General features: G+C 47.1%; 14 protein-coding genes. 12 read left to right on the forward strand and 2 right to left on the reverse strand.

The genetic code is table 11. From position 1 onward, the window contains the following. Positions 1-13 precede the first annotated feature (13 nt). From NV381_RS30370 to NV381_RS30400, 7 genes are all read left to right on the forward strand, one after another. Positions 14-1,525 carry an extracellular solute-binding protein gene (locus NV381_RS30370; protein ID WP_258217067.1) on the forward strand — a complete coding sequence of 504 codons (1,512 nt, stop codon included), beginning with the start codon at positions 14-16 and terminating at the stop codon, positions 1,523-1,525. Between the two features lie 21 nt (positions 1,526-1,546). Next, entirely contained in the window at positions 1,547-1,909 is a 363-nt protein-coding gene (locus tag NV381_RS30375; protein WP_258217068.1) for a cupin domain-containing protein, read from the forward strand. Between the two features lie 112 nt (positions 1,910-2,021). Beyond that, positions 2,022-2,777: a sugar phosphate isomerase/epimerase family protein gene (locus tag NV381_RS30380; protein WP_258217069.1), complete on the forward strand. Its 756-nt coding sequence runs from the start codon at positions 2,022-2,024 to the stop codon at positions 2,775-2,777. A 626-nt stretch (positions 2,778-3,403) separates the two neighbouring features. Next, positions 3,404-4,633, forward strand: coding sequence for a Tm-1-like ATP-binding domain-containing protein (locus tag NV381_RS30385; RefSeq protein WP_258217070.1), 1,230 nt, complete (start codon positions 3,404-3,406; stop codon positions 4,631-4,633). A gap of 58 nt (positions 4,634-4,691) precedes the next feature. Next, positions 4,692-5,519 carry a phosphoenolpyruvate hydrolase family protein gene (locus NV381_RS30390; protein ID WP_258217071.1) on the forward strand — a complete coding sequence of 276 codons (828 nt, stop codon included), beginning with the start codon at positions 4,692-4,694 and terminating at the stop codon, positions 5,517-5,519. Between the two features lie 286 nt (positions 5,520-5,805). After that, on the forward strand, positions 5,806-6,168 hold the full coding sequence (locus tag NV381_RS30395; protein ID WP_308862370.1) for a response regulator: 363 nt from the start codon (positions 5,806-5,808) through the stop codon (positions 6,166-6,168). A 352-nt stretch (positions 6,169-6,520) separates the two neighbouring features. After that, a complete protein-coding gene (locus NV381_RS30400; protein ID WP_258217073.1) occupies positions 6,521-7,264 on the forward strand; it encodes an alpha/beta hydrolase in 744 nt (247 codons plus the stop codon). Positions 7,265-7,734: 470 nt separating this feature from the next. Here the strand turns inward: NV381_RS30400 and NV381_RS30405 are convergent, their stop codons facing one another. Continuing rightward, on the reverse strand, positions 7,735-8,085 hold the full coding sequence (locus tag NV381_RS30405; protein WP_258217074.1) for a DUF1904 domain-containing protein: 351 nt from the start codon (positions 8,083-8,085) through the stop codon (positions 7,735-7,737). Positions 8,086-8,349: 264 nt separating this feature from the next. Between NV381_RS30405 and NV381_RS30410 the strand changes: the two genes are divergently transcribed. The 5 genes from NV381_RS30410 to NV381_RS30430 all read left to right on the forward strand — a co-directional run bounded on the left by NV381_RS30410 (position 8,350) and on the right by NV381_RS30430 (position 11,529). Further along, positions 8,350-8,895, forward strand: coding sequence for a PadR family transcriptional regulator (locus NV381_RS30410; protein WP_258217075.1), 546 nt, complete (start codon positions 8,350-8,352; stop codon positions 8,893-8,895). Between the two features lie 172 nt (positions 8,896-9,067). Continuing rightward, complete coding sequence (locus NV381_RS30415; protein ID WP_258217076.1) at positions 9,068-10,099, forward strand: Gfo/Idh/MocA family protein; 1,032 nt, start codon at positions 9,068-9,070, stop codon at positions 10,097-10,099. 185 nt (positions 10,100-10,284) lie between these two features. Continuing rightward, positions 10,285-10,743 carry a DUF4871 domain-containing protein gene (locus tag NV381_RS30420; protein ID WP_258217077.1) on the forward strand — a complete coding sequence of 153 codons (459 nt, stop codon included), beginning with the start codon at positions 10,285-10,287 and terminating at the stop codon, positions 10,741-10,743. Positions 10,744-10,852: 109 nt separating this feature from the next. Further along, positions 10,853-11,236, forward strand: a complete 384-nt coding sequence (locus NV381_RS30425; protein ID WP_258217078.1) for a metal-sensitive transcriptional regulator — start codon at positions 10,853-10,855, stop codon at positions 11,234-11,236. An 89-nt stretch (positions 11,237-11,325) separates the two neighbouring features. After that, positions 11,326-11,529: a hypothetical protein gene (locus NV381_RS30430; RefSeq protein WP_258217079.1), complete on the forward strand. Its 204-nt coding sequence runs from the start codon at positions 11,326-11,328 to the stop codon at positions 11,527-11,529. 510 nt (positions 11,530-12,039) lie between these two features. Here the strand turns inward: NV381_RS30430 and NV381_RS30435 are convergent. Further along, a partial coding sequence (locus tag NV381_RS30435) for a hypothetical protein (protein WP_258217080.1) occupies positions 12,040-12,299 on the reverse strand: 260 nt, incomplete at its 5' end.

Below are 12,299 nucleotides of genomic sequence, written 5' to 3' on the forward strand. Positions count from 1 at the left end.
AGGGGGTCTAAGTATGAAAAAGGTTTCGAACAAGCATGCACTCGTTGCCATGCTGTCGGTTATGGCAGTGTTGACGGCAGCATGCTCTGGCAGCAATCCAGCAGGGACGACAACAAAATCGGAGGATGGCAAGAAGGAGGCGGTTACTGCCCTCAATATTTTCAGCAACTTCTCGATTGCCCAGCCGCCATCGCCGGATAATCCGGTTACGAAGGAATTTGAAAAGCGGACGAATACGAAGCTGAATATCACATGGGTTTCAGACACTGTTTTCAATGATAAGTTAAATGTATTATTAGCCTCTGGCGATCTTCCTGATGTAATTAAACTGCCGGACACGACCGTACCCCAGTTTCTAACGATGGTTAAGCAAGGGGCGTTTTGGGATCTTACGCCTTATTTGAAGGATTATAAGAACTTAATGGATTCGCCAAAAAGTATGTGGGATAACACAAAGGTTAATGGTAAAAATTACGTTGTGCCTATAGTACGTCCTCTCGAGGGTGGAACGACTTTTTTTATCCGCAAGGATTGGCTGGATAAGCTTGGCCTGCAGATGCCTACGACACTCGATGAATTGTATCAAGTAATGAAAGTGTTTAAAGAAAAGGAACCGGATGGGAAAAAAGGCACCTATGGCTATACCATGCGCACAAACGATCAAATCGAATTTATTTATGCAGGTGCCGGGGCCAAATGGAAGGTTAGGGATGGCGGCCTTATAGACATTAATTTAGAGCCTGAAATGAGAGCGGCATTGCTGTATAAGAAGAAACTGTATGATGAACAGCTCGTCCCGCCGGATTACTCAGTTATGAAGAACGATGATTGGGTGGACATGGCGACAAGCGGAAGAGTAGGGGTTACGACTGAAACTATCGAGGCGATGTGGCGTTGGACCTATGATCAATGGAAGAGAGATCCGAAGGTGAATTGGGAGCCCATCGTGTCCTTATCCGCAGGTGCGGGACCGTTCCAACAGCAGAATAGCGGATTTATAGGAGTCGCTGCTATTCCAAAGAGTGTTCCGGAAGCGAAAATGCGCAAAATCTTATCCCTTCTCGATTACGGTGCTTCAACAGAAGGCAGCACTTTATCGCAATATGGGATCGAAGGCATGCATTATAAGAAGGAAGACGGCTTCTTTATAACAAATGAGCAGGCGGTTAAAGACAATCTGGGAACCGGATCATTCGGCAAGCTGTTCATGAAGCATGACCCGTATATGTATGCTTTTGCACCGGGGATGCCTAAGGAAATATTCGAGAAGAACAAAAAAATTATTGACGCTAAAGCAAAGATCAGTGTGCCAAGACCCGAAATCGGGCTGGTTTCGGAAACAAATAATAAACTCGGAGCCGATTACAACAAGAAGATTGGCGATATGAAAACGCAGGTTGTTATGGGCAAGTCCACTATAGCTGATTGGGATAAGATGGTTGCGGATCTTAAGCAGGATGCCAACTATCAGAAAATAATACAAGAAATGAATGCCGCCTATAAAGAGCGTTTAGCAGCGAAGTAAACATAAAAGGAGAATGAGTGTATGGCTACCATCACAGATCTAAGAATGCAAGATACGGGACGCATACTGAATGAAAACTGGGGGAAAATCCAATGGCTGTGCGGTCAGGATATTGATCCGGCCAGCGAAATGACCTTCGGCATGGTGTATATCAACGCAGGTCAAGCCAATCCAAGACATGTACACCCGAATTGTGAGGAAATTATCTTTGTCCTTTCCGGTGAATGCGATCATACCTTGGGTGACGAAACCTTTCATTTGGAGCCGGGGATGATGCTGCGTATCCCGCGCAACGTACCCCATAATGCGACTACTACCAGCTGGGAGCCATGCCGTATGATTATCACCTACTCAGCACCGGATCGCCAGACTATTGGCGAATAAATAATATGCTGTATCCGGAAGAATGAACCGATTTGGTGAATAAATAATAACCATACCCGGAGGGATGAACCGATTCCTTCGGGTCCTATTAATGGATAAAGGGAGGTTGGAAATGAGCATTCAACTGGCTTTTTCAAGACCGACTGCTACAGCTGAGGAGCAGACCATGCTATTTCAACAGTATGGAGCCGTTGGTTATGATGGACTGCAGCTTAAAGGTGCACAATATGCCCCGTTTCTTGCTGAGCCGGGAAGGTTCAAGGAAGTATGGGGCGATGCCCCGGGCTTAGGCTCCGCTTTAATAACGGGCGGCAGACTGGATGATGCCAGCATAGAGCAGCTCCGTAACGTATTCCGGCTTGCTTCAACTGTTGGCACGGATCTCATTGTCTACTGCCATGGAATTCCGAGAGCAGAGGTTACAGCTGATGACATTCGCCGGTACGCGGACATTCTGTCAGAGCTTGGTTCAGAGGCGCAGCAAAAATACGGTGTGAAGCTGTCCCTGCACCATCATCATAACAATCCTGTTATGTACCGTGATGATTTTGATCTATTCTTCGATCGGGTCAAGGGAGAGTCTGTCGGCTTGACGGTGGATACCGCGCATTTGGTGAAATCAGGCATTAGCGATGTTGCAGAGGTTATACGCAGCTTCGGCCATGTGATCGATAACTTTCACCTTAAAGATTTTGAGCAGGGCGATTGGAGGGTGCTCGGTGAGGGTGCTATCGACTTCAGCTCCATTTTTGGAGCAATTAAGGAGATTGGCTATAACGGTTGGGTTTCGGCAGATGAGGAAAGTGGTGGCGCAGTGCTCGAAGGTATGAAAGCCTGCTATGCTTATATGCGTGACGGCTTGAAGTGAATGCGTTCAGCGAAGCTGAGCACCGGAGGGAAGTCAGACCTCAGTAAGCTACTCTTGCGTAGTTCTGTCATTAGCAAGCCAATGCCCACAGTTGCAGTTGGAGGCACTATTCTACCTGATTCAGAGCCCAACGATAGAGGCTGCGCTTGACCCGCATTGCCCCCAATTTATGGAGACAATTATTGGCGATATGAGTGATGCAAGTTAGAAAAACAATCGAATTCGGTTATAAGTAGTGGAATTTAACTTCGTTATCTCCCAGGCAGCCAAATCCGCTGGTTACAGTTGAGAGCAATGAAAGCGGAACGTGAATGCCTTATTTGTTCGAAAAGAGCCACCATCGAAGCAACTGCGGAACGACGATGCCTTATTTTGTTATTTTCGGCCATATAGACTCTGATTTGCTGAAATAAGGTATTGTTGTTCCGCTAAGGGTACGTTTCAATGCCAAAAACCAAAAATAGCGTATCGTCGTTCCGCTTGTACTTGCTAATGGCTCCCCGGTCTATCGTTTTGAATAAGAGAATCACCTATGTTGAAGTAGATTGTATTTTATGGGTATGGACATGAGTTGAATGAACGAAATTGGCTGAGTTGAGAAACCGATCCTTGAAGGAGCTGGTGTTATGGGGAGAAAGGCTGTTTTGATCGGAGCCATGGATACGAAAGGGCAGGAGTATTTGTTCGTTAAGCATACGCTGGAAGCATGCGGCGTAGAAACGTTCGTTATTGATACCGGAGTGCTGGCGGAGCCGCTATTTCAACCGGATATATCAGCGGACGAAGTAGCGAGAGCAGGCGGCTCCAGTATAGACGAGCTGCGAAGGGTGAGTGATCGCGGTACGGCCGTTGCCGTTATGACACGCGGTGCGGCGCATATTATCGCGGAGCTGGAACGGAGCGGTGTCGTGGGCGGCGTGTTCGGCATGGGAGGAACAGCTGGTACGACGGTAGCGGCTTCAGCCATGCAGGCGCTGCCTATCGGGGTACCGAAGCTGCTGGTGTCCACCGTTGCATCGGGTAATACAAGGCCTTATGTAGGCGTTAAGGATATTATGATGATGTACTCCGTTGTTGACATCGCCGGTATTAACCGACTGTCCCGGCGCATATTGAGCAATGCAGCCTATGCGTTGGCCGGAACGATCCAGCAGCAGGAGCGGGAACAGGAACTAGTTGATGATAAAGTAACATTAGGCATCACGATGTTCGGTGTAACAACTCCTTGCGCTACCCGAGTTCGGGAGAAGCTGGAGGAGGAAGGCTATGATCTGCTCGTATTTCATGCGACAGGAACAGGCGGCATGGCGATGGAGGAGCTGATCAAAGCCGGCTATATCAAGGGCGTAGCCGATATTACAACGACAGAGCTTGCTGATGAGCTGGTAGGCGGTATTTTTACCGCAGGCCCTAACCGACTGGAGGCAGCAGGTGTAGCGGGGATTCCACAGGTTGTCTCAGTAGGTGCGCTGGACATGGTCAACTTTGGCCCCCCGGAAACCGTCCCGATTCAATTCAAGGATCGTAAGTTTTATCAGCATAATCCAACCACCACTTTGATGAGAACGACAATAGCGGAAAATAGCGAGCTTGGCCGTATACTTGCAGAGAAGCTTAATGTAAGCCAAGCCCCGACAGTCGTTGTGTTCCCGAAAGCCGGAGTTTCTTTATTGGACATGGATTCCAAGCCTTTCGACGGCAAGAAAGAGCGCCAGGCTTTATATGATGGAATCAAGCAGCATCTAAGATCGGATATCCCAATGATTGAGCTGGAACAGGATATTAATGATCCTGCAGTAGCTGATGTGATTGCAGATTATTTGCTGCGGCTAATGGTTAGTGCCACGAAGGTTTAATATAACTAACTTAATCCACGCAGGCTATATAAATAACCTTATGGAAGGAGTACAGATCATGGCTATTGCTAGACAAGAAATACTTAGCCGACTGCGTTCTCAAGTGGAACAAGGTCGCTTTATCGTAGGGGCCGGGGCCGGAACGGGTTTATCGGCGAAATGCGCGGAAGCGGGCGGCGTCGATATGATCATCATCTATAATTCCGGAAGGTATCGGATGGCGGGAAGAGGCTCATTAGCCGGATTAATGCCATATGGAGACGCGAATCAAATCGTAGTGGATATGGGAGGGGAAGTGCTCCCGATTGTTCGCGACACTCCTGTGTTGGCAGGTGTTTGTGGCACAGATCCATTCCGAATGATGGATGTTTTTTTGAAGCAGCTGAAGGAGCAGGGCTTCTCAGGGGTGCAGAATTTCCCCACAGTTGGGCTTATCGACGGTACCTTTCGGCAAAACCTAGAGGAGACCGGAATGGGCTACAGCCTGGAGGTGGAAATGATACGAAAGGCTCATGAGCTGGATTTATTAACAACTCCTTATGTATTCAATGAGGAGGATGCGATTGCTATGGCCGAGGCCGGAGCGGATGTGCTGGTCGCACATGTTGGCTTGACCACCAAGGGCAGCATCGGAGCCAAGACAGCTCTGACGCTCGATGAATCGGCTGACCTCGTTCAGCGAATCTATAATGCGGGCAAAAGTGTCAATCCGGACATCCTTGTCATTTGTCACGGAGGTCCGATCTCGGAGCCGGAGGATGCCCAATATGTGCTTGGCCGGACTCAAGGCGTAGCCGGTTTTTTTGGGGCTTCCAGCATGGAACGGCTGCCTACGGAAATTGCCATCACTGAGCAGGTGAAGAAGTTTAAGGCATTGACGCATTAATGCGTTAGCTCTGTGTGTGGGATATGAGCAGCCAGCCTCTAACGTTAGTCCTGAACTTCAGGAGACGGATGAAGGATGGCTGTTCTTTTTCGATGCAGCAGCTAACTAATGTGAGGATATTCAGGGTCTTCCCTAATAGTTTGCGATCATAAAGAGAGTATCCTATGTTTTGTTAGGAAAATGTCAGGAAACTAAATAGGTTCATCGAAGTAAACTAAAATTAATCTAATGCCCCTTTGCCATAATAAGGTTATAGGTTTCGATAGTTGGGAATGGGGGAAGAATGATGGCTAAAATAATGATAGTGGATGATGCGGCTTTTATGCGAATGATGCTGCGGACTATGTTAATAGAAGAAGGTCATGAGATTATTGCTGAGGCGGCGAATGGTCTTGAAGCTGTCAGTACCTATTTATCGTCAAAGCCCGATTTAGTTACAATGGATATTACGATGCCCGAATTGGATGGAGTAGGCGCAGTTAAGGAAATTCGCAAGGCCGATCCGTCTGCCCGAATCATTATGTGTTCAGCGATGGGGCAAAAAGCGATGGTTGTAGATGCCATTACCGCAGGAGCAAAGGATTTTGTAGTTAAGCCATTTCAAAAAGAACGCGTGATGGAGTCTGTTAACAAAGTGCTGGGACTATAATATAGCTTGCAGCAGCTCTCGCGCTTTACCGATTCGAGATAATCCTCTTAGCCGCTTTAATGACAGGGCAGAGGGTTTTTTTGGCGTTTAAAAAAGGTATACTGTAATAATTGAGTTTTTTCAAAAGATTCCTTAGGATTACGAAGTTTCCCCGGATAGCATACCCGGTATCGAATTTCGCATTCCCTTCACAGACTTATAAGTTTTCAGCGGAGCTGAAGAAGTCTGTTATTGCAAGAAAAGCTACCGCATAGACACGAATGTATCTTCATCGAGAGGGCTTCGAATAAAAGCTTTTCTTAATAGATTATGAAGCCGTTTTGCTAAAGAGAAACGCTTAGGAGGAGTCACCTTGTGGACAAGACGGAATTTGATCCGTTTATTGCTGCTGCTGGCAGTGGTGGGGGTTTTTGCAGCAGTTAGAGCTTTGATGCAGCCTTATTCTCCTGATGCTGAAGCGCTTGAAGCAATGAGGGGCGGGAGTGGAGTATCGGTTACGGAAAGTAAGGAATGGATTGTATTTGAGCCGAGAAATGGGAAACGGCCGGATGTGCTATTCTATCCCGGCGGTTTGGTGCGGCCTGAAAGCTATGCGCCTTTAGCGCTATCGCTTGCTCAAGAAGGCTATCGGACATGGATTATCAAAATGCCATTGAATTTAGCTGTACTCGGAATTAATAGGGCAGATAAGGTAATTGAGCTTTTGCCCAAGCAAACCTATGTGATAGGCGGACATTCCTTGGGAGGTGTGATGGCGGCGCGATATGCTTCCGGCAACGCCGAACGCGTGAAGGGAGTTTTCTTTTTGGCCGCCTATGCGGATAAGAGAGGAAGCCTTCGATCTGCGCCCTTATCGGCTTTGTCCCTTGTCGGTACTGAAGACGGCGTCCTGAACCGGCAGGTATTTGAGCGCGGGAAGGATTTCTTGCCCGAGCAAACGGAGTATGCTGAGATTACCGGTGGCAATCACGCCGGGTTCGGCAACTATGGTAAGCAAAAAGGTGACAATCCCCCGTTAATCGCGCCCGAAAAGCAGCGTTCGATCACGGTCAGCTTGCTGGTTAACTGGCTTGAGAAGCTTGAAGCTAAAGAATGAACCTGAAAAAACCTGCAAGCCCGCCTCGTCAGATGAACGAGGGGCAGTTTTTTGCAGGTATTTTTGAATTTATATGTTTGGAGTAAACCAGATTTATTTCCATCAAAGGAGCCCAGGATTTCAGGCGGCTGCAGTAAGGAATGCAGTAAGGAATGCAGTAAGGAATGCAATAAGAAATGCACTAAGAAATGCAATACAGGGAAAAGCTCCTGCTAATTTAACCCAAATATCATTTCTGAGCAGTCTAACTGGAAAAGCTCCAATTAATTCAGGGTATATTTGAGGTAAGGGCCCAAATGGATGAAAATAGCGGGAGGTTTTCCAGCTATACCAACTAGGAATGGATTTAAACCAGCAACTAACTGGACATTTTCCTGATAATCCGGGTTTGGGTGAAAGAAGCTTATCCTCTTTAGTTGTCTACAAAGATATTGTATGTGATCAGGTCTATATCTATCATCCAGACTCGCTTAAGTTGCACCCTCAACAGGACTTGATACAGGTGCAGCCGTTAACGGTTCTCCATTTTTATAATAGAGCGAAGGGCTTAACAGAATATAAAATATATGAACCTGCTCGTAGCCCGACTCGCGCAAAATCCGGTTAAGTGAGGCGGCTGCAGCATCGTGAATTTCTTGCTTGCGTGGAAACATCAGAATCTCGACACTTAGCGGAACCTGTGTAATGGTCTCGGTCAGAAGCAGTTCAATCTTGACCTTTTCCTTGGCAATATTAACTAGTTGAGCGAATTCATCAACCACTCGTGGGGCAATGGATCTGAGAAAATCGCTGGTGAAGCCTTTGAAGCGCAAATAAGGCATGATGTCCGTCTCCCTAATTGTGAGTGTTCAAAAAAGTAAACTTCTTTAGCATCGAAAAGCACAAGTTTTCGTAGAAAGCTCGTTTCTTAAGTTAGTACTAATCCCTGAAGAAAGCGCCGCAAGTTCAGGCATGCATTCATTTGCGGATAATCAGCGATGAATGCTTTTTGAGTTGCTTATATGTACATTTTTACATATAATAGGTTCGACAAAATAGTACTATGGTTCAAATCATATGTCAACTAAAGGCATACTGGAGGCACAATGAACACTCTTTCCTATGGATTGCTCGCTATGTTAACTGGAGGTCCGCGTACCGGCTATGAGTTAATGCAGCAAATTCAGCCTCTTTGGAGGGCTAAGCATAGTCAAATCTATCCGCTTCTAGCCAAGTTAGAGCAGTCAGGTTATGTTCGGTTCGTACCTGTAGCACAGAAGGAAAAGCCGGATAAAAAAATATATTCGATAACAGAGCAAGGCATTGCGCAGCTGCGCCAATGGATTCCCAATACGACCAGTGAGCCGGTCAAACGCGATGAACTGCTGCTAAAAGCATACTGCGTTTCGCTCACAGATCCAGCCGCTGCCAAGAGCCTGATACAGGCCCGTATAGCACTATTCGAAAGCAAGCTTGAGAAATATTCACAAATGCTTGCGGAACTGAAAAAAGAGCTGGACGGTGAGCTCAGCTTCACATCGCCCGGCTTCGGCAATTATATTCTGTTACAAAGAGCGGTAAGCAATTCTCAAGCAGAGCTGGAATGGTGCGGCTGGGTATATGGCTTGCTGCCTTCTACTGCATCCGTCTAATGAATCTTAATAAGTTGAAATACATAGCTGAAATGACATAATCAAGCAGAAAAAACGCAAGATGGAATAAAGACAGAATGTTTGCCTTTCGGTATGATAGCTGTATAGGAATCTAAACAATCCGGCTTGGGATTGAAATCATTCCCGGATCGAGGTTCAGGAGGCTGCTAATATGAAGAAGTTTCGAATTGCCCAGATCGGCTGCGGAGGTATGTCCAAAGCGTGGATTGAATACGCTTTAAAACGCGAGGATGCTGAGATCGTTGCGCTGGTCGATATCAAGGAAGAGTATGCCGCGGCAGCTGCCGAGAGGCATGGCCTTGCTTGCGGAATTTATACCGATGTGAGCGAGGCTATTCTTACCTCAGGAGCTAACTTAGTGTTTGATGTGACGATTCCGGAAAGCCATGCGGCAGTTGCAACAGCGGCGATGGAGCTGGGCTGCAATGTGCTGGCGGAGAAGCCGATGGCTACATCTATGTCGGAAGCAAGCCGCCTTGTAGAACTGGCGGAAAAGCTGGGGAGAACCTACGCCATTATGCAAAATCGCCGCTATCTTCCTCAAATTCGGGCCTTCCGCGATTTGGTTGTGAACGGCGAGATCGGTACGGTTGGTTTTGTGAATGCGGATTTCTTTCTTGGGCCGCATTTTGGGGGATTTCGTGATGTTATGGAGAGCCCGCTGCTGCTTGATATGGCAATCCATACGTTTGATCAGGCGCGTTTGATCACTGGCAAGGATCCGGTGTCCGTGTATTGCCATGAGTTTAATCCTGCTGGTTCGTGGTATGAGGGGAACGCTGCAGCCATCTGTATTTTTGAATATGCTGATGGAGGCGTGTTTTGCTACCGCGGCTCTTGGTGCGCTGAAGGAAGCCCGACCTCGTGGGAGGCGCAATGGCGCGTTAACGGTAGCAAGGGAACGGCCTTGTGGGATGGAGCAACGACACCATTTGCTGAAATCGTGGCGAATCCGCAGGAAAAAGCTTTTGCAGACCGCTTCCGCCGAGCGGAGGCCGAATTGACATGGAACGGCCAAAGCGGACACGCAGGCTGCTTGGATGAGATGTTCGCCGCTCTGGTAGAAGGCCGCAAGCCCGAAACCTACTGCACGGATAACCTCAAGAGCATGGCTATGGTGTACGGAGCACTTCAGAGCGCCAAAGAAGGTCGAAAGATCGAGCTTGCTGCTTTGACCCGATAGAGACAGCCATTCATATAAAGGCAGAGCTACCTCCTGAACCGATTTTTTCCAAAGGTGGGGGACGCCTGTCTTTTTTTAAGCTTGCACTGTATTTTCACAAGGACAGCCGGAAAGGGTTCATGGTATAGTTAAGCTATAGCGGGATCTGCTGGATAGAGCACTAGTGGATATGGAGGAAGCACGAGATGATCAAGAAATTGGCGGCTTTTGGCGGACTTATCATTTTACTATCAATCGGGCTGTGGTATAGCGAACATCAGCTGTCGCAAACCCGAGGCAGCTATTGGGAAGCCAGCCCCGCATTTTCCTATTTCTCCATGACGCTGCGTGGTGAGGAAGGGCAACTGGCTATTGTCGATGCCCCATTTAACGTAAAGCAGAAGGAGCGGTATTCGTGGTTTTTTTGGAAAGATCCGCAATCCTTGTTCGGAAAACCATTTCAAGTGAACGGCATTAATTGGAAGTCGGGAAAAAGTTACCTGCTCTATGAAGGGGCTATCGGAGTACCGAATCGCAATATCGGCGGTGTGAGCCGTGCAGCCCGGGCCTTTTCCACCTTTTCACTACCTACCAAAGGGCTGTGGAAGCTGGAGGCGGTTGTTGATGGGAAATCGGTGGGCAGCATCGTAGTCGAGGTTAAATAAACAAGAGCTAGCGATCAGTTGAAACTGCTGCGCAGTCATGTATAATAAATAACAATTGCAGGGGCGAAGCGAAAGCGGCTCCAAACCCAGGAAAGCGATGTGACTGCTCATGAGCGCCAAAGCATCTGATGAACAAATAAACAACTTGGAAGTTGCTCCATTGGGAAGCAATGTTCCGAGTGAAGCCGATGAAGCCTGCTGTAGTACCGACGGTGAGCGTCACAGCCATCACTCGGCTAAAGTTAAAGACAATTTGGTTTCACGCCTTAACCGGATTGAGGGACAAATTCGCGGAGTAAAGGGCATGATCGAAAGAGATACGTATTGTGACGATGTTCTCAACCAGATCGCAGCTATTCAATCAGCGCTGAACGGTGTTGGCAAAGTACTCCTGGAGGGCCACATGAAAAGCTGTGTTGTAGAGCGTTTGACACAAGGAGATAAAGAGGTAATTGACGAGCTTTTAAAAACAATGAGCAAACTAATGAAATAATATAAAAGACCCCCGAATAATGGCCCGCCTCTTCGAATCGTTTGGTAAAGAGTTCCAGGTTGCGACACATTCGATTGGCGGGTGGAGTAATGAACGTTTCTAATTGTAGAGGCTGTGGGAAATTGCATATGCAAGCCGTAGATACGATGTGTGCGGATTGCTTGAAATCCCACATTGCGGATGCTCGTGCGGTTAGGGCTTTTATTCAGGCTAATCCGGGTGCAAATGTGATGGATCTTGTGAAGCAAACAGGTTTCTCATTAAAGAAAGTAAATGAACTGATCAATAGGTAGCGTCTATGCATAAGTATAGAGATGCCTTGGGGTCGGTTTTTTTTAATAGATAAGAGTATAAATTTACGGTAGTTTCCAAGTACTTCAAAGGGATGTATAGCTATGAATATCCACGAATGTATCTTTGGCGAAAGGACTTCTATTAGAAGCTTCAAAAGAATGAAGAATGAGCTAGAAACCAATGAACCAAAGTACCAAAGAACGAACCTACTGACCGAATGATCAAATGATCAAATGACGAAATGACGAAATGACCGAAGAACCAACTGACCAAATGATCAAAATGACAAACCAACCAAAGAACGAACCTACCGACCAAATGATCAAATGACCAGCCAACCGAAGAACCAAAGAACGAACCTACTGACCAAATGATCAAATGACCAACCTACCGATCAATGACGAACCAACGAATCAACCAACCAACCAACGAACCTTACTTAGATTAGATCATAATGATTATTATGCCAAAAGCCGCAGAGTTAGTTAAGTGCGTAACCCTAACGCACTTCATAATCTAGGGGGATTTTTATGCGGAGAAGCTACGCTGTGATGGCCTCTGGAGGATTTGAACGGAACAGAGAGTTCCGTTATTCTATCAACCACCTCCAATTCAAGGCGATAGCGGAAGTGAGAATTCCGTGAGCGACCGGGCAAGGTCGTGTAATTTAGCAGGTGGAACCCCTGCTTGGTAAGATGTACAGCCGCATCGCCAATAGCGAGTCTTGGGCTACTAATAGTAATGTTAGGTGCTAAGCGTAGACAGTTAG

It is taken from the genome of Paenibacillus radicis (ex Xue et al. 2023), from assembly GCF_024722015.1.
Taxonomy (GTDB): domain Bacteria; phylum Bacillota; class Bacilli; order Paenibacillales; family NBRC-103111; genus Paenibacillus_S.

Excerpts from the sequence above, each read along its gene's own strand:
- NV381_RS30370 (WP_258217067.1), top strand. The coding sequence starts at position 14 with ATGAAAAAGGTTTCGAACAAGCATGCACTCGTTGCCATGCTGTCGGTT.
- NV381_RS30375 (WP_258217068.1), top strand. The coding sequence starts at position 1,547 with ATGGCTACCATCACAGATCTAAGAATGCAAGATACGGGACGCATACTG.
- NV381_RS30380 (WP_258217069.1), top strand. The coding sequence starts at position 2,022 with ATGAGCATTCAACTGGCTTTTTCAAGACCGACTGCTACAGCTGAGGAG.
- NV381_RS30385 (WP_258217070.1), top strand. The coding sequence starts at position 3,404 with ATGGGGAGAAAGGCTGTTTTGATCGGAGCCATGGATACGAAAGGGCAG.
- NV381_RS30390 (WP_258217071.1), top strand. The coding sequence starts at position 4,692 with ATGGCTATTGCTAGACAAGAAATACTTAGCCGACTGCGTTCTCAAGTG.
- NV381_RS30395 (WP_308862370.1), top strand. The coding sequence starts at position 5,806 with ATGGCTAAAATAATGATAGTGGATGATGCGGCTTTTATGCGAATGATG.
- NV381_RS30405 (WP_258217074.1), bottom strand. The coding sequence starts at position 8,085 with ATGCCTTATTTGCGCTTCAAAGGCTTCACCAGCGATTTTCTCAGATCC.
- NV381_RS30410 (WP_258217075.1), top strand. The coding sequence starts at position 8,350 with ATGAACACTCTTTCCTATGGATTGCTCGCTATGTTAACTGGAGGTCCG.
- NV381_RS30415 (WP_258217076.1), top strand. The coding sequence starts at position 9,068 with ATGAAGAAGTTTCGAATTGCCCAGATCGGCTGCGGAGGTATGTCCAAA.
- NV381_RS30420 (WP_258217077.1), top strand. The coding sequence starts at position 10,285 with ATGATCAAGAAATTGGCGGCTTTTGGCGGACTTATCATTTTACTATCA.
- NV381_RS30425 (WP_258217078.1), top strand. The coding sequence starts at position 10,853 with ATGAGCGCCAAAGCATCTGATGAACAAATAAACAACTTGGAAGTTGCT.
- NV381_RS30430 (WP_258217079.1), top strand. The coding sequence starts at position 11,326 with ATGAACGTTTCTAATTGTAGAGGCTGTGGGAAATTGCATATGCAAGCC.